General features: G+C 51.1%; 17 protein-coding genes and 1 pseudogene. 9 read left to right on the top strand and 9 right to left on the bottom strand.

Annotated features, from left to right (window positions below; genetic code table 11):
* The first annotated feature begins 16 nt into the window (after window positions 1-16).
* The 4 genes from HMPREF2756_RS04100 to HMPREF2756_RS04115 all read left to right on the top strand — a co-directional run bounded on the left by HMPREF2756_RS04100 (window position 17) and on the right by HMPREF2756_RS04115 (window position 4,706).
* Window positions 17-673 carry a TetR/AcrR family transcriptional regulator gene (locus tag HMPREF2756_RS04100; protein WP_013397515.1) on the top strand — a complete coding sequence of 219 codons (657 nt, stop codon included), beginning with the start codon at window positions 17-19 and terminating at the stop codon, window positions 671-673.
* 760 nt (window positions 674-1,433) lie between these two features.
* Window positions 1,434-2,432, top strand: coding sequence for a protein argonaute-2 (locus tag HMPREF2756_RS04105; protein ID WP_246825831.1), 999 nt, complete (start codon window positions 1,434-1,436; stop codon window positions 2,430-2,432).
* Window positions 2,433-2,716: 284 nt separating this feature from the next.
* Window positions 2,717-3,943 (top strand): histidine kinase, encoded by a 1,227-nt coding sequence (locus HMPREF2756_RS04110; protein ID WP_246825832.1) that lies wholly within the window; start codon window positions 2,717-2,719, stop codon window positions 3,941-3,943.
* 151 nt (window positions 3,944-4,094) lie between these two features.
* Window positions 4,095-4,706: a Type 1 glutamine amidotransferase-like domain-containing protein gene (locus tag HMPREF2756_RS04115; RefSeq protein ID WP_048777588.1), complete on the top strand. Its 612-nt coding sequence runs from the start codon at window positions 4,095-4,097 to the stop codon at window positions 4,704-4,706.
* A gap of 163 nt (window positions 4,707-4,869) precedes the next feature.
* Here HMPREF2756_RS04115 and HMPREF2756_RS11425 read toward each other — a convergent pair whose 3' ends face one another.
* The 5 genes from HMPREF2756_RS11425 to HMPREF2756_RS04135 form a co-directional block, all read right to left on the bottom strand.
* Window positions 4,870-5,271 carry a class I SAM-dependent methyltransferase gene (locus HMPREF2756_RS11425; RefSeq protein ID WP_256388176.1) on the bottom strand — a complete coding sequence of 134 codons (402 nt, stop codon included), beginning with the start codon at window positions 5,269-5,271 and terminating at the stop codon, window positions 4,870-4,872.
* A gap of 12 nt (window positions 5,272-5,283) precedes the next feature.
* Window positions 5,284-5,496: a hypothetical protein gene (locus HMPREF2756_RS11430; RefSeq protein WP_246825834.1), complete on the bottom strand. Its 213-nt coding sequence runs from the start codon at window positions 5,494-5,496 to the stop codon at window positions 5,284-5,286.
* 391 nt (window positions 5,497-5,887) lie between these two features.
* Window positions 5,888-6,568, bottom strand: a complete 681-nt coding sequence (locus HMPREF2756_RS04125; protein WP_004005156.1) for a class I SAM-dependent methyltransferase — start codon at window positions 6,566-6,568, stop codon at window positions 5,888-5,890.
* A gap of 79 nt (window positions 6,569-6,647) precedes the next feature.
* Entirely contained in the window at window positions 6,648-7,064 is a 417-nt protein-coding gene (locus HMPREF2756_RS04130; protein WP_070618611.1) for a DoxX family protein, read from the bottom strand.
* Between the two features lie 460 nt (window positions 7,065-7,524).
* The gene (locus HMPREF2756_RS04135; protein WP_070618614.1) at window positions 7,525-8,178 is read right to left on the bottom strand and encodes an LppP/LprE family lipoprotein; all 654 of its coding nucleotides are present in this window, start codon (window positions 8,176-8,178) and stop codon (window positions 7,525-7,527) included.
* Between the two features lie 249 nt (window positions 8,179-8,427).
* Between HMPREF2756_RS04135 and tpx the strand changes: the two genes are divergently transcribed.
* Window positions 8,428-8,928: a thiol peroxidase gene (gene tpx / locus HMPREF2756_RS04140; protein WP_041321518.1), complete on the top strand. Its 501-nt coding sequence runs from the start codon at window positions 8,428-8,430 to the stop codon at window positions 8,926-8,928.
* 78 nt (window positions 8,929-9,006) lie between these two features.
* Here tpx and HMPREF2756_RS04145 read toward each other — a convergent pair whose 3' ends face one another.
* From HMPREF2756_RS04145 to HMPREF2756_RS04155, 3 genes are read right to left on the bottom strand one after another with little or no spacing between them, the layout of a single operon-like run.
* Entirely contained in the window at window positions 9,007-9,960 is a 954-nt protein-coding gene (locus HMPREF2756_RS04145) for an AzlC family ABC transporter permease (RefSeq protein ID WP_070618617.1), read from the bottom strand.
* Between the two features lie 9 nt (window positions 9,961-9,969).
* Window positions 9,970-10,308 (bottom strand): branched-chain amino acid transporter permease, encoded by a 339-nt coding sequence (locus tag HMPREF2756_RS04150; protein ID WP_070618620.1) that lies wholly within the window; start codon window positions 10,306-10,308, stop codon window positions 9,970-9,972.
* The gene (locus tag HMPREF2756_RS04155) at window positions 10,301-11,176 is read right to left on the bottom strand and encodes an AzlC family ABC transporter permease (RefSeq protein ID WP_070618623.1); all 876 of its coding nucleotides are present in this window, start codon (window positions 11,174-11,176) and stop codon (window positions 10,301-10,303) included. The genes HMPREF2756_RS04150 and HMPREF2756_RS04155 overlap by 8 nt, the downstream gene beginning before the upstream one ends.
* A gap of 170 nt (window positions 11,177-11,346) precedes the next feature.
* Here HMPREF2756_RS04155 and HMPREF2756_RS04160 point away from each other — a divergent pair, with 170 nt between their 5' ends.
* Window positions 11,347-11,811: an OsmC family protein gene (locus HMPREF2756_RS04160; RefSeq protein ID WP_004005148.1), complete on the top strand. Its 465-nt coding sequence runs from the start codon at window positions 11,347-11,349 to the stop codon at window positions 11,809-11,811.
* A gap of 115 nt (window positions 11,812-11,926) precedes the next feature.
* On the opposite strand, the gene HMPREF2756_RS04165 is transcribed toward HMPREF2756_RS04160, so the two are convergent.
* Complete coding sequence (locus HMPREF2756_RS04165; protein ID WP_070618626.1) at window positions 11,927-12,583, bottom strand: hypothetical protein; 657 nt, start codon at window positions 12,581-12,583, stop codon at window positions 11,927-11,929.
* A gap of 115 nt (window positions 12,584-12,698) precedes the next feature.
* Between HMPREF2756_RS04165 and HMPREF2756_RS11435 the strand changes: the two genes are divergently transcribed.
* From HMPREF2756_RS11435 to HMPREF2756_RS04170, 3 genes and pseudogenes are all read left to right on the top strand, one after another.
* Window positions 12,699-12,875 (top strand): Type 1 glutamine amidotransferase-like domain-containing protein, encoded by a 177-nt coding sequence (locus HMPREF2756_RS11435; RefSeq protein ID WP_013397503.1) that lies wholly within the window; start codon window positions 12,699-12,701, stop codon window positions 12,873-12,875.
* Window positions 12,876-13,005: 130 nt separating this feature from the next.
* A complete protein-coding gene (locus HMPREF2756_RS10970) occupies window positions 13,006-13,680 on the top strand; it encodes a Type 1 glutamine amidotransferase-like domain-containing protein (protein ID WP_083301664.1) in 675 nt (224 codons plus the stop codon).
* A gap of 510 nt (window positions 13,681-14,190) precedes the next feature.
* A pseudogene (locus HMPREF2756_RS04170) lies at window positions 14,191-14,711 on the top strand (hypothetical protein); the annotation flags it as partial.

Raw genomic sequence — 14,711 nt, forward strand, 5'->3', positions numbered from 1 at the left:
TTAGGGTAATAACTACGTGATTGATTCATCTAAGCCATTGCGAGCTGATGCGCGGCGCACGGTCAATATCGTGCTTCACGCCGCCGAACAAGTATTGCGCCGAGACCCAACCGCCTCGCTAGAGCAGGTGGCTACGGTTGCAGGAGTCACTCGAACAACTATTCATCGCAGATTCGCCAGCCGCGAGGCTCTTCTCGCGGAGCTGAGTAATATTGCCGTTAGAGAATTTTATGAAGCATTTGAGTCAGCAAGTCCCGAGACCGCTCCTGTAATGGTGGCGCTGCATCGCCTGACCGTTAACGTGATGCGGGTGAAGGCGATCTGGCTGTATGCGATGGCGCATCTGAGCGATGACGATCCCGCCGTGATTACAAAACAACGCACTCTTTTAGGGCGTTTGGGTAAGGTTTTTGAGCGTGCACAGCGTGAGGGCTATATCGCTGCAGATGTAGACCTTATCTGGGCGCAGCGTATGTTCCGTGCCATGACTGACGAGGCGGTAGCTGGTATCACCGGCACCGGTATGGGGGCTAAAGCCCCGCCAATGCCGACCGGGCCGGATGATTTGGCCAGACTGGAGGCGGTTGTAGACGATGCCGAGCTAGACCGCCTGACCACTTTGATTATGCACACTTTGTTCACTGGAATTGGAACTCACGAACCCTCTATATGACATGCAATCAGCGAGATGGATACAAGACCTTATTCGGTAGAAAGTATCTAACCTAGCTCGTGAAATATGACAGTATTGCCCGCCTTGGGTCATAAGAGTGAAGGATAAAAATACGCAGAGTTTAGCCGCGTTTCGGTAGTCCACCAGGCAGATACCCACTGGGAAAAAGTTGGTGAGAAACGACATATACTCCTCAACAAAAGGTATGGATCACCCCGCAATACCGTGGGGAGCCAGTAGACGCTATTGTGCACTAGAACGGTCTCATCTAGCCAACGTGAGAATTAGGGGGTCTGGAGCTCGCGGCACTCAATGCCCCACGACGTGGGCGGCGTGCGGTATGTTTTTGTGGGCCTCCACCTTGTCACGCTCATGGTGTGCTTCGAGTAGAAACACTCGATGTAATCGAACATCAGGGAGAGTCGGAGAACCTGTTTGTCAACGCGCGTACAAGATCGGTGAGATACGTCAAAATATCTAATGGATAAGGTGCGCTCATAATAATTCTGATACATCCCTACAATTCAATATACGCTCCGCCTATATCAAAAACGAGAGACGGAGCTATATTTTTCTGTAAAAACTTAATGGAGAAATTTTTTATAAAACCTTGGCTAAATAACTTCGAGTATTTCTATATCAACGTAAAAAGTTCGTTCTCAGAATAATTATTGCTATGACTCCTCGATATCTCTTGTATCTCGTCCCTGAATTATGTTTAGGGTTAAGTTGTCCGTATCACCGATGAATGGAGTTTATGATGGCTTTTCGCTATTCTCGTCCGGCTATGACCGGAGCTGCTATTTTCACCCTTGCGGGTGTGACGGTTCTTCCGCTTGCACAGGCAAACGCAGCGCCTGCAAGCCCTCAGGATGAGGCACGTTCTGGAGCCACACAGGGCCAGCCAAATTCTGCAGCACAGAACGGTCAGGATCAGGGCCAGCAGCAGAGCGCTAATGCTAACGGTCAGGGCCAGCAGGGTGCTAACGCCAGTGGTCAGAACCAGGATGGTGCAACCCAAGATCAACAGCAGAGCGCTAATGCGGGCGGTCAGGGTCAGCAGCAGACCCAGGGCGGCGCAACTCAGGATCCTTCGCAGGCTGCATCCGGCGGTGAACAGCAGCAGGGTCAGCCTAGTGCATCTCAGGATAAGCAGGGTACTAATGCCAGCGGTCAGGGTCAGCAGGCTCAGCCCGGCGCAACCCAGGATCAGCAGCAGAGTGCTAACGCTAATGCTCAGGGTCAGCAGCAGGGCGCCAATGCTAATGGCCAGAGTCAGCAGGCTCAGGGCGCACCCGCATCCCAGAGCAGCTCAAACTCGAATTCTGCATCACAGAATAATCAGAGCCGTCAGAGCCAGCCCTCCGCACCCGCGAATCAGAACTCCGGTTTTATTGCGATTACCTCTGTCGATGGATTCATTGACCCGCAGAATACTGATAACGTTCTGTCTGTAGAGACTACGGGGATCGATAATACCCACCGTGTACAGTACGAGCCGCGTGTTCAGGAACTTGATGAGTTCGGGAACATCGTTAATGATGACGTTAGCAACGGCGGAGGGTCTAGTCTTGGTTCGGACGGGAGCTTCGGGATGTACGTGAGTGTTGATGGCACTAAGATTAACCCGAACCACCAGTACCGGGTCTACATTGATGTATTCGATCAGGATACCTTAACGGCGAGTTACGCGTACTACCCCATCGTGGTTTGGAACCGTACCTACATTCCGGTTGTTCCTCTGTCGGCAGCACAGTAATTAATACACCGTATTATCTTTTGCATTTTGTTTAGTGTATTAGATTTCTAAAAATAAAATATATTTTCGGCTCAAGGGTCTTCGGGAGCATGTTTTAGTGATATGCATGCTGTTGAAGACCCTTTGAGTCGTGTTGACACATTAGTTTATGTATATATTTTCCATCGAAACATTCATGTTGTCATAAAAATAAATATCAAGAAATAATGCTAAAAATGCTAGACCTAAACTCAACCATGTATTACATTTAACAGTATTCCACTAACCGATGAATGGAGTACAAAATGTCCAATACCCGTTTTATCCTGACCGGAGTGGGTGCGCTTGCCCTCCTAAGTGCATCCGTGGTGCCGTCCGTTCCTTCCTTTGCCGCTGAAGGGAACGCTGGTGCGCAGACTCAGCAGGCTATCTCTACGCTTCCGGGTGGCCAAAATACTGGCACTAATAACACCAATGGGAACAACACAAATATTAATACAGGGGCTAAAGTAACTTCCGTTGAGGGCGGTCCGCTGAACCCTCTGACAGGGCAGAACAACCTTACGATTACTGGTGAGGGGATTGACCTCAACAAGTCTTTTGACGGTTTAGGTGCAGAAGTCTACGAGGTTGATGCAGACGGCGACTTCACGGGTGAAAACTTAGTTCAAGACGGCGGAGGCCTTGTTGTGACGGAAGACGGTCATTTCCGTGGCACTGCCAAGGTTAAAGGCGATTTCGATCCCCAGAAACACTATGTTCTCTACATTATGAGCTACCCCGGGCACGGTAACCGCACAATAGAGGCTAAACAAGATCTGCCTGTACAGCAGGTTGACAGCAAAGACCTGCAGTCTTCCGTAACCCTGACCACCAACTCCTCGAAGACAAATAAGCTCAGCAGCCACCTGAACACCAATGTCTTGACCCTGACCGGAACCCATTTTGATGACGTGAAGCAGGTCAAGATAAAAGTTGAGGGTCTGGATGAGAACGGACAGGTTAACGAAACTCTTGCCACCAAAGACGTCTCTGCAGAGGTGAAGAACGGTAACTTTACTACTCAGATTCAGATTCCTGGATCCAAGATTCAGGAAGACAAGCACTATCGGGTGCTTATTGAATCCAGCAGCGACGACTGGGTAAGGGCTGTGACTAAGGATCTTTATGGCGATACGGATGATGAGGTTGTAGGCATCATTAACGGTGCACCCCTTAGCCGCAGTGCCGCCGAGAATCACCTGAAGGTTGCTGGCGGCGGGTTTAACCCTGCAGCAGCGGCTCAGAACGGCTCCAAGGTTCGGTTGATTTTCACCGAATACAATATTGAGCTTGACGATCCCAGCAGCGATGAAATCGTGAATACGACTGTTACCCCGAAACCGAACGGCGACTTCGAGGGCGACCTGACTATTCCCGGTAATAAGCTGCAAGCAGGAAAGAAATACGTGGTACGCGCATACCTTGAATACGCGGATGGCGGAGTCGCAAGCGACATTACCCTCAAGACCCTGGTTCCGACCACGAACTAGGCTTTATTAAGAGAAAATCTCTGTGCTGACACCCCTAGAAGAAGATAAGGTGCTACATAAACCTAAAATTTCCTTCTAGGGGTGTTGCATGCGTAAATCGACCGGTACGATTTGATAAAACCACACTATAGATGCCTTCGCCAGGAGATAGATGATGCGCGCCTTCCTCTGTTCTTACTTCGCCGGTGTAGAACCCGCCTTCAAAAATTTCTTGCGCGGCAACCCATCACAACAGCAGGTGGTGTTTATTCCTACCGCCAGCACGGTTGAAAACACAACTTTCTACGTTCAGGATGCCCTGAATGTTTTCAAAAATTTAGGGCTAACCCCCGATATTCTCGACATTGCAGAAGTTGATTCAGAAACCGCGAAGTTGCGCATCGAACAAGCTGAAGTTCTCTATATTTCGGGCGGCAATACGTTCTATTTGCTGCAGCAGCTCAAATCCAAAGACCTCATCAATTTCATTGTCGAAAAGGTGCGCCACGGCATGATGTACGTGGGGGAGTCGGCTGGAGCTATGGTCGCTTCGCCTGATATTGAGTATGCACGAGTTATGGACGACTCTGACGTTGCTCTGGGAATGTTCAATTTTAAGGCGTTGGGAATTGTTGATTTCTACCCGGCGGTGCACGAGGAAGAAGAACCTTTTATACAGGCGGTACGCCGTATGAAAAGCGAATATTCGGATAAGCTGGATCTTGTGCCTATCAACAATAGCCGTGCGATTCGGGTTGAGGGCGGCGTTCGCTTTATCGTCTAGGTTTTCTCCATCGGGCAGAAACCCACCGCATAGTGTGTTCACTTTGAACACGGCAGACTTCGGGAGCAGTTTCTTCATTCGGGAGCGATTAGAATGCTCCCGAATGAAGAAACTGCTCCCGCTTCACCCGTTTACCAGGTTATGATCGTAATTCTGGTCTTTCTTAGTCTTGCGGAACCCTGAACGTGATGCAATAGAACTGATCATTCCAGAGCAAGCTGGTGTTTGTATCCTCCATGTCTTCGGGTATCAGTGCCTCAATCTCTGAGAGATCGAAGGTGGCGTTCTTGTAGGCTTTACGGGTGAGGACGTTCTTCTTGTACTGCGAATCGATGTAGTCGGAAGTTTCGTCTGCGATCATAATTTTCGTGCCAGGTTTGGCTACCCGAATCATTTCTTCGATCGCGCGTTTTTTATCACTAAAGAAGTTAATGCCGCCCACGTGCAGCACCACGTCAAAGCTCTGATCGATGAAGGGCAGATCCTCGGCGGCACAGTTCACTAGGTTCAGGTTCGCGCGCCCACCCCAGATTTTCTGGCATTTCTTGAGCATCCCGAGCGAAATATCGGCGCCCGTCTAGTCGATTGCACTCACCTCAATATCGTCGGGCAGGTAGCGTAGGTCGGTACCGGTGCCGATTGAGACGTACAGTGCCGAGCAACCGGGAAACCACTCTAGTTCTTTCATGAACTGCTGGCGCATCTGTGCGACTTCATTGCCGTAAGCGAGACGCCCAAACCACCGTTCCCCTAGGTCGTAGACGGAGGCTAAGCGGTTGTAGAATTTCATGTATTTGGCGTTATCGCCCTGAATCTACGCTTCATCCAGACATAGCAGAATGCCATTCTCTTCAGCGGGCGGGTTAGTGCGGAATTCGGGCTTGAGATTGTTCGTGAGGTTAGTGTTTGCCATGGCTTCTCCGCCTTAGATTAGTATGGCGAGCACATTTCTGAGCGTCGTGAGAGAGAAATGTGAATCCTTATAAAAAACTTATACCTGTTTTGGAATATACGCGTCAATATTTTTTACGTTTGAATACGAGAAACGGCCTTTTAAACGCACTCTATTCAGAAGAGTTTTTGCATTCATGAAGAATAAAAAGCTTCTGAAGGCAAAAACTCTTCTCGATAGAAACCGCCAGTGATGGTGTCAAAAATATGTAGGTACTGTCCGGGTGTTTTTAGTGTTCTTTTTCAAGCACGAGGTTTACGTAGTCGCGTCGTACCAGCCGGGCAGAGCCGCCCGCCACCGCCATATCGTGCAGATGCTGTACAGCTACCGTATGTAGCGGCAGTTCTTGTGTGAGCGCAACTATATCGGCGGCATCGTACAGGGCGAAGCCGTACTTGGTGAATGGCAGGGTCTTCATAAAATCTTTTTCACAGAAGCTTAAACACACCCGCCCGCCGGCGGTAAGCACCCGGCACATTTCTGCGAGCAGCCAAGCCGGTTCCTCCCAGAAATACACCGTATTCACGCTCAACACCTTCGTGAAAATACCGTCTTCATACGGCAGATTCACGCCGTCATACAGCGCGTACTCAGCCAGCCCTTCTGCGATAAACACGTTATTGGCGGCGCGGGCCTGCTCATACATGAGCGGCGAAATTTCCACCCCATCATAGTGCAGGTTCTCTGCGAGGGAGAGAACATAATTGAGGAGCCCACCATTGCCCGGGCCCGCCTCCAGGATGCGGTCATCTTCCTCAATGCCTAATGCATTCAGGGCGCTCACAATCATGGGAAGATTCCCCAGGTTTAAAGAGTGTGCTAGCTCTTGACCGGTGTCACCCATGGGGCACTTAAGCTGGGAAGCAAGGGCCTTCGCCTGCTCGGCCGGGTTCTGGCGGGTACTAGACATAGTGCTCCTTTATAATAATCCAGGCGTGAAGATTTTTTATCATAGCACGGCCGCAGCTTGTGCCACCGCCAGGAGAGCTTTAGCGCCGAGAGGAGGTTTTATAGATGCGCCAGGCACGGCGAATCATTGGCAGCTGCAACGGTAGACGGCCGAAAGCCACAACACGTTTAAATACTGACTTATGCCGCCAATCCCATGCCATCTGCACATTCGCCGGGAACACCGCCGTATACAGCGCAATGGCCGCGAGGGCACCCGCCCGGCGAGTTTTTGGGAGGGCCAGCAGCCCTGCAACACCAAGCTCAGCAACCCCCGAAGCATAGGTGTAGAACCGTGCCGAGCCCGGCAGGGCACGAGGCACGATTGCGTCGTAATGTTCGGGTTTCGCGAAATGCAGCACACCCGTGGTCCCTAGAAAACCGGCTGTTACCACGGGCGCTATATGTTTCTTACCGCCGGAGCGGGAATCCTCAGATACGTTTTTCTTCAAGCTCATAATTCTAGTTTTGCACATCCGCACTACTACCGCCGGATGATTTTTATGGATTCTCTAGGGCATCGTACATGCGTGGTTCCGCACCTCTAAAACTGAGTAAATTCACATTTCTACCGCACAGCATGAGCCTTACACGTCGTGTAACGATAGAGAATCCATACCAGAACAGGGTAGAATGAGTGAACCGGTGCTAAGACATCACGGAAAGGCCCGTGAGGGCACCCAATCACTGATCCCATGAAAGGAATCCTCTCTTATGAAGAAGCTCATTGTACTTGCTCTCGTCGGCGCAGCAGCATTTTTCGTGTACAAGAAGAAGTTCGCAGCCTAAGCTAGAGTCAGCAGTTTTGATGGGTACATAAAGCCCACATGAACTGAATACACAGCAGATTTGCGTGAGCCCCGCATCCAGAAGGTTGGATGCGGGGCTCACCGCTTGCTTACACACGTTTATCAGGAACTATCCGGTCGGCAAATCCCCGTTCATAACAATCTTTTCCTGAGCGGAATCCCAGGTGAACGTCGCTTGGGAAGACCCCACAGAGGCCGAAATCTGGTTCGCAGAATTCCGTGAGACCGAAGGGGAACCCTGAATCGGGTTGAGCGTGCCGGTTCCCAAGTAGTCTCCGTGATGGAACAGCATAATATGTGACGCACCATCGGATGACCCAACCGTAATCCACGAGAGCTCCGCGCTCGAATCGAAAGTCGAAGTATCCGCCGACCTCAGGGACCACGAATGATGACCGCGAAGTTTACTCGCATTAGATTCCAATGCCGAACGCCCGCTTGAGGATGAAGACCCCGAATTAGAATTTGACGATGCGGTTACCGTAACGGTACTTGCCTCCGGCTGCGGGTTGGCGGTTACCGTTACTACAGACACGCTCGGACTTGGAGAGGCTGAAGAACTGGTAGCGCTTGCTGTGGGAGAGTGAGTTGGGCTGGCAGATGCGCTGGTTGAAGCGGATGAAGAACTAGATGAGCTGGAACTGCGTGCCGCCTGCGAACTGCTGCCCGAATCGGTGGATGCGCCAAACGGGTTACCGCAGGAAGAAAGCAGAAGCGCTGCGCCAGCGCAGAAAACTAGCGGTTTTACAGGAAATCTAGACATGAAAAACTCTTTTCGTATCGGTGCGTGTTGTTACTCCTAGTTTACTGGTGGCAACTCGCCGGTGCGGGAAACCTGCCGGGTCTGCGGGTCGAAAGTATACACGCTAATAGCCCGCCCCGTTGCGTAAGTATTTCATATTCCTCATGAACTCTCTTCGCAACAGTATAAATGTACGACGAGACCGCGCCGCCCGGCTCTTACGCGACAGTTCCCCTTGCGCAGAGGCAGAGAACGCGCGACAATGAGGAAATGGCTGAAATTACTTTTCAAAATAACCTTGCAGTTCACACCAGCGGCAACCTTCCCGCCATCGGTTCTAAGGTCCCCGCATTCTCCGTACTCGACGCCGATCTCGCTGAGGTCACCGGCGCCCAGTTCTCGGGTAAGAACCTCGTGCTGAATATCTTCCCCTCGGTCGATACCGGCGTATGCGCCGCCTCGGTTCGCAACTTCAACAAAGAAGCCGCCGGTCTTGATAACACCGTTGTCGTGAACGTTTCACACGATCTTCCGTTCGCGCTTGGTCGTTTCTGTGCCGCTGAGGGCATCGAGAACGTTGTTACCACCTCCGCATTCCGCTCATCCTTCGGGCAGGACTTCGGCGTGACAATGACCGACGGACCTCTCGAAGGGCTCCTTGCTCGCGCCGTCGTAGTCGTGAACCCCGCCGGTGAGGTAGTGTACACCGAGCTCGTTCCCGAAATCACCAACGAACCTAATTACGAGGCTGCGCTCGCAGCTCTTAAGTAAACGCAGCTGAGCCTATCAGGCAGGCACCATGCTCGGTTTTTCCGTGCCGTGGTGCCTGCTTTGTTCTGCCGTTTGAAACTATTGCGCTGGTTCGTGCGGAGTCTCTTCTGCGCGATCGTGTTCCGTGCGATGGTGTGTAAGCTCGTCGGCGACCATCATATGTTGAGGCAGAGAACCGCGTTTCTTCGCCGCTGCATAACGCCCCACCAGAAGCGCCATATACACTGCCATCGCCACTAAGAGCATAGACCCCGGGGCAATAATCAGCGCCGCTGCCGCCGCAATCACCGAGAAAAGCACCGTGAGCTTATCGGGGTTAGCGCGGTAGGCATCAAGGGCCAGCACCGTAAAAAGCGCGGTCATCACGAAATCAAAACCCTCAAGGTGTACCAGAAAACTCGACCCCAAGAAGAACCCGAATGTGGAACTGAGGATAACGCTCATATGCATTCCCGCATGAATCCACAGAATGCGTGACCCTCTTAGAGTATGCCGTTCCGGTCCACTGTTGAGGGCAAAAGCCTCGTCGATGAGCGTATAGACGGTGTAAAACTTGGCGAGAGAGCCGTGCACACGCTCGATAGGGTAGGACAGCCCATACATGAGGTGGCGTGAATTGATGAGCAACGTCATCACCGCAACGGATACCAGCGAGGCACCCGCTGCCATCATCGTCAGCAATACGAACTCTACAGACCCGGCGAATAAAACTCCTGGAAGCAGGGGTGCAAGCCACCAAGGAAAACCCAAGCTGTGTATCACAACACCGAGTCCAATTCCCACGAAAAACAGGCCCAGCATCACAAGGGATGCAACGCGCATTGCCTCACGAAATCCGCTCTCGCCAGTGCGGCGGAGCTCAAGACTAAGGGCATCATCGCCTGCGCGTAAAGCCTGCTCGCGTTCCTGCACCACCGGAATGCTGCTGGTCGCCAGACCTGCGGAGGCGATAATATCGAGAACCTGTTCGTCGCTGGTTTGTTGCGGCGCCTCCCCAAGGTGGCGGTTGGGGTGTGAAGATCTTTCAAACATGGTATGCCCCTAGAAAACCCAGTTGATGAGAATAACGCAGGTGGCGGTACCGGCGATCATGCTGTATACCATATTCTTCTTCCACAGGTGCACGAGCGCCGTCACCACAAACCCGGCAAGGTAGGGAACCGCGGTGTGTGTGGATGAAAAGTCAATACGGCTTACCGCATAGATCGCCAGAAGCGCTACGGCCCCGAGTGGAATCCAGTGGCTGAGCGCATCCAGCACCTCAGAACCTGCAAGGGCTTTTTTGAGACCAAAGGGGAGCACCCGCAGAACAAAGGTTACAGCCGCCGCCGCCAGAACGGCGCTGATAATATAGCCGCTATCGATGTGGCCGTTAATCATGGGGGTTCTCCTGCGGGTCGTTGTAGTGAGTGAATGTGGGGCTTGGAGTTTTCACCTGATCTGTCGTGCTGTCTTCGGCAACCGTCACTGCTGTGTTATTCTCTGGGGCGGGTATCTGGTGTTCCGGCAGTGCTCCCCGTGATTTTGCGATAAAGAACCGTACTATCAGCAGGGCAGTGTAGGTTCCCATCGACACCAGAAGCATGGAACCGGGTGCCAGGATAATACCCACCGCGCCAGAGATCAGCGTGAGAAGAGCCGTGACATTATCCCGTTGAGCGCGGTAAGCATCAATCGCGAGGATCGTAAACAGCGCCGTCATGGCGAAATCCATACCCTCAAGGTTGCTCAGAAACGATGCACCAATAAAGAATCCGGCGGTTGTTCCTGCCACCCAGCTGATGTGCAGGAATGTACTCACCCATAGAATACGTGCGTGAGAGAGCGTATTCCGGTCGGGGCCGGTGTTGAGCGCGTAGGATTCGTCGCAGAGCGTGTATATGGTGTAGAGCTTCGCCCAGAAACCCCTCACATTCTGCAGCGGGAAGGAAATACCGTACACCAGGTGGCGGGAGTTCACGAGCAGAGTTGTGAAGCCGATAGCACCTACACTGGCCCCGGTTGCGATCATTTCTACCACCAGGAACTCGACGGAACCGGCGTAAACGATGAGGGATATTGCGGGCGCAAGCCACCACGGTAAATGGTGAGCACTAATAATAACGCCCAAACCTAACCCCAACACCACGAAACTTGCAAGCACCACGCTGGATGCCCGTAAAGCCTGTTTGAAGCCGCTCTCGGTGGGGTTATGACCGATCGCGGCGTAATGTTCTGCGTCGCTTGTTTCCTTCGCGGTATCTTTCATGGTGCCTCTCAGCAAGAGTGAAAATGAGTCTTCAATTATCCTATCCAATTTTAGGAAGTTTTATGTACTTCGTTTTGCTGTACGGAATATCAGGGGAGGAATAAAGATGTGGTGCCTGCGTTATGCTCAATGTACAAGCGACAGTTTCACCGTGTTAAGGAGTATTGCTGATGAATAAAGCGCCTGCTGAGAAAACAATAGTACGCCGCGAGTCTGAGGACTACCGCGAAGTTCGTGTAGAACGGGTTGATCGCCTGCGGTACCGGGCACATGGTGCGAATGGGGCAACCCTGGACTTCGGGGTGGGTGATGGGCTTCTAACTCCGGTGGAGCTCTTATTAGCGGCGATCGCCGGATGCTCCTCGGTCGATGTGGATGCGGTCACCACCCGCCGTGAAATCCCACAGGTATTCGAGGTACTTGCTTCTGCTCTGAAGAAGCATGAGGACGGTGCGGTACGTCTTGATGATGTTGAGGTCGATTTTGATGTGCAGTTCCCTGAAACCGAGGCGGGCACGCAGGCCGCTAAGATGGTGGATCGGTTAATTCGTTTGAGCGCTGAGAAGGACTGCACGGTCTCTCGTACGGTGGAGCATCCGACGAAGGTTGAGTTTCATAATGTAAATGCTGAGTAGGGCTTTGCTGGATTATCGTATTGGCCTTGACTTTAAGCATATATTTTTGCCGAGCAGATTATTAAAAGTTATCTGCTCGGCATTTATCGCAGGGGGGCTTTGATGCGGAAACATATTACATATAGTGCGCAGAATCATCAGCAAGGTCGGTGCCTTGAGGGTTTTCGGTCAGATATTGGATAATGGCTTTTTTGTCGTGAAGTATTTCTTCAATCTGAGCCTGGTCTTCTGAACTGTGGATGTGTGCCCACCGACCCTTCTCCTGTCGGAAGATAACATGCGCGGCTATGGAGTATTCTTTGGTAGCTTTTATTGAAAACTTGGCTGCTGTTTTATCGTCTCTGGTTCTGAGGTGGAAAATATCAGGAAACGAAATATCTTCACCTCCACGGAAATTTTTACCCCAAGGAGAATAACTATATTTATTAATACAATTAAAATGTGTTGTAATAATTTTTCCTGTTCGAGTATGGTATTTAATAGTACCGTCTGAGTGAATACTAAAGTACTCCATTTCGTATGCGTAGAGGAAATTCGCGCTAAGTAGTGCTGTACCGCCGAAAAGAATGGTATTCCACGTTCCGGTCCATGCCATATCCCACGGAATGATTAAGGCATCTATTGTTAAACCTAGCGCTGTCACATTCAGCCATCCTTCAAGCTGGTGATACTTCCTCTTAAATACGTAGGGGAGCTTCTTCTCTCGTGGTCTGCGCACCGCATCGTAGGTGAGGTAGAAGATGGCAATGGCAACAGTGATAATAATGATCATGGTAGTTCTGCTCAATGTTTTCTCCCTATTCCTTATTATGTGATGTAGCAACTGATCGAATTGGCTAAACTCAGGCGAACTACGCCGATAATATCAGTAGTTCCCTGAAAATTTTGTGGCGTTATCTGTACTCTTGCGTATCTTAAGCTTTTTTCGCCGCACAGAGCCGAACCTTGAAGAATTTATACGCCGTCAAGACATCATCTATGTCGGAGGCGGTAACACCGCAAACCTCTTAGCTGCGTGGAGGTTGCACGGTCTCTCGTACGGTGGAGTATCCAACGAAGGTTGAGTTTCATAGTGCGAATGCTGAGTAGGGTGTTACCGCGTTGAATCCATATATAGACCTATATACTCTTGATATGCTCGGTGTTTAGGATGGGCTATGATTGCATGGCTTATTTGTGGAGGGTTGGTTACCTATGGAGGCTCAACGCACTATTGTGCTTCTGAGTGGTGGGTTCTCTGACGGTGAGAATACTGATCAAGATGTGTTTCTGTTAGAGTCCAGCATGCGGAGAAAACCAAGGGTGTGTTTTATTCCTACGGCTAGTGGAGATTCACGTGCGTATATCGAGCGTTTCTATACTGCCTTTAAAAGATATTCGTGTATTCCTGCTCATCTTGAGCTTTTTCGCCGCACAGAGCTGAACCTTGAAGAATTTATACGCCGTCAAGACATCATCTATGTCGGAGGCGGTAACACCGCAAACCTCTTAGCTGTGTGGAGATTGCATGGACTTGACCGTGTGCTTCGCAAAGCATATGTCGAGGGAACGGTTCTATCGGGGATAAGTGCAGGTGCAGCTTGCTGGTTCGAGTCATGTCTGACCGATTCGTTTGGTGGTTTAGAGGCGCTCAATGACGGTTTGGGTATACTGCCTGGCAGCTTCTGCCCTCATTTCAATACTGAACCTGGTCGTCCCAGAAGTTTTTTGCAGACACTACAAAGCGGTACTTTACCGCCAGGAGTAGCTTTAGACGATGGGGCGGCAGTTCGATACTGCAACGAGGTAGTAGATGTAGTCTATCGAAGTGTGAGCAATGCTGGTTTATATAATCAGACGGCAAAAGGTATATGTGCTGTGGAGTTGTAGTACGTTTACCAGCAGGTTTCGACTGCGCAACGAAGCTCTTGATATGTAAATTTTGAGAATGCATTTTGATAGTGAAAATACTTGATATATCAAGCGAAAAGCGGGGGTTGTGTAGGGTGTGCCACTATGTGACCGGATTCGACACGTGTTATTAAAACTTTATTTTTAACCTCAGGTGCAGATTTTGCCTGGGACGCTTAAGTGTGCTTCTAGTGGGTGCTACATGAAGGATCTTATTCTCTTCAATCCCTGGAATTGCAGGGGATGTATGAGGGGGTAAAAGTCCTTAAGAGGTCCCTGGATATGCAGGATTTTTGAAATGTTTATTGTAGACAAAAAAGGGTGCAAGCTGAGTGATGTTCACTTAAATGTTATAAACATGCTTGTATGCCTAGTGGAGCCCCTGTAGCCTGGGAATTGGATACTTAGTCTAGGCTACCCTTGAGGGTTTACTCCTGCGGTAGTTGAAAGTTTCCGTGCACACGAAGCCGACATAAAAGAGGTTTACATATGACTTCTCATCAGCGGAAATCTCCCGGAATTAAGAAGGCGCTGGTTACGACCGGCACCGCCGCATCCTTGTTGGGTGCATCCTTCGTGGCAATGCCTGCTACGTTTGCTAACGTGCCGGATCAGGTTCCCACCTCTCCTGCATGTGACTGCCAGCCCGGTCAGCCGGGACAGCCTGGTCAGGGCGGTCAGGGTCAGACCGGTCAGCCTGGCACCCCTGGTGATAGCGGTCAGACCAGCACTCCCGGTCAGGGTGGTCAGGGCCAGACCGGACAGCCTGGTCAGGGCGGTCAGGGTCAGACCGGTCAGCCTGGTGATCACGACAGTGATCACCCTGACACTCCCGATACGCCTGGTGATCACGACAGTGATCACCCTGACACTCCCGATACGCCTGGTGATCACGACAGCGATCAGCCCGGTACTCCCGGTCAGGGCGGTTTGGGTCAGACCGGTGACAAAGGTCAGCCCGGTACTCCTGCTCAGCCTGGTACCCCCGGTCAGGGTGGTCAGGGTCAGAC

This window comes from Rothia sp. HMSC067H10 (assembly GCF_001810635.1).
Lineage (GTDB): Bacteria > Actinomycetota > Actinomycetes > Actinomycetales > Micrococcaceae > Rothia > Rothia dentocariosa.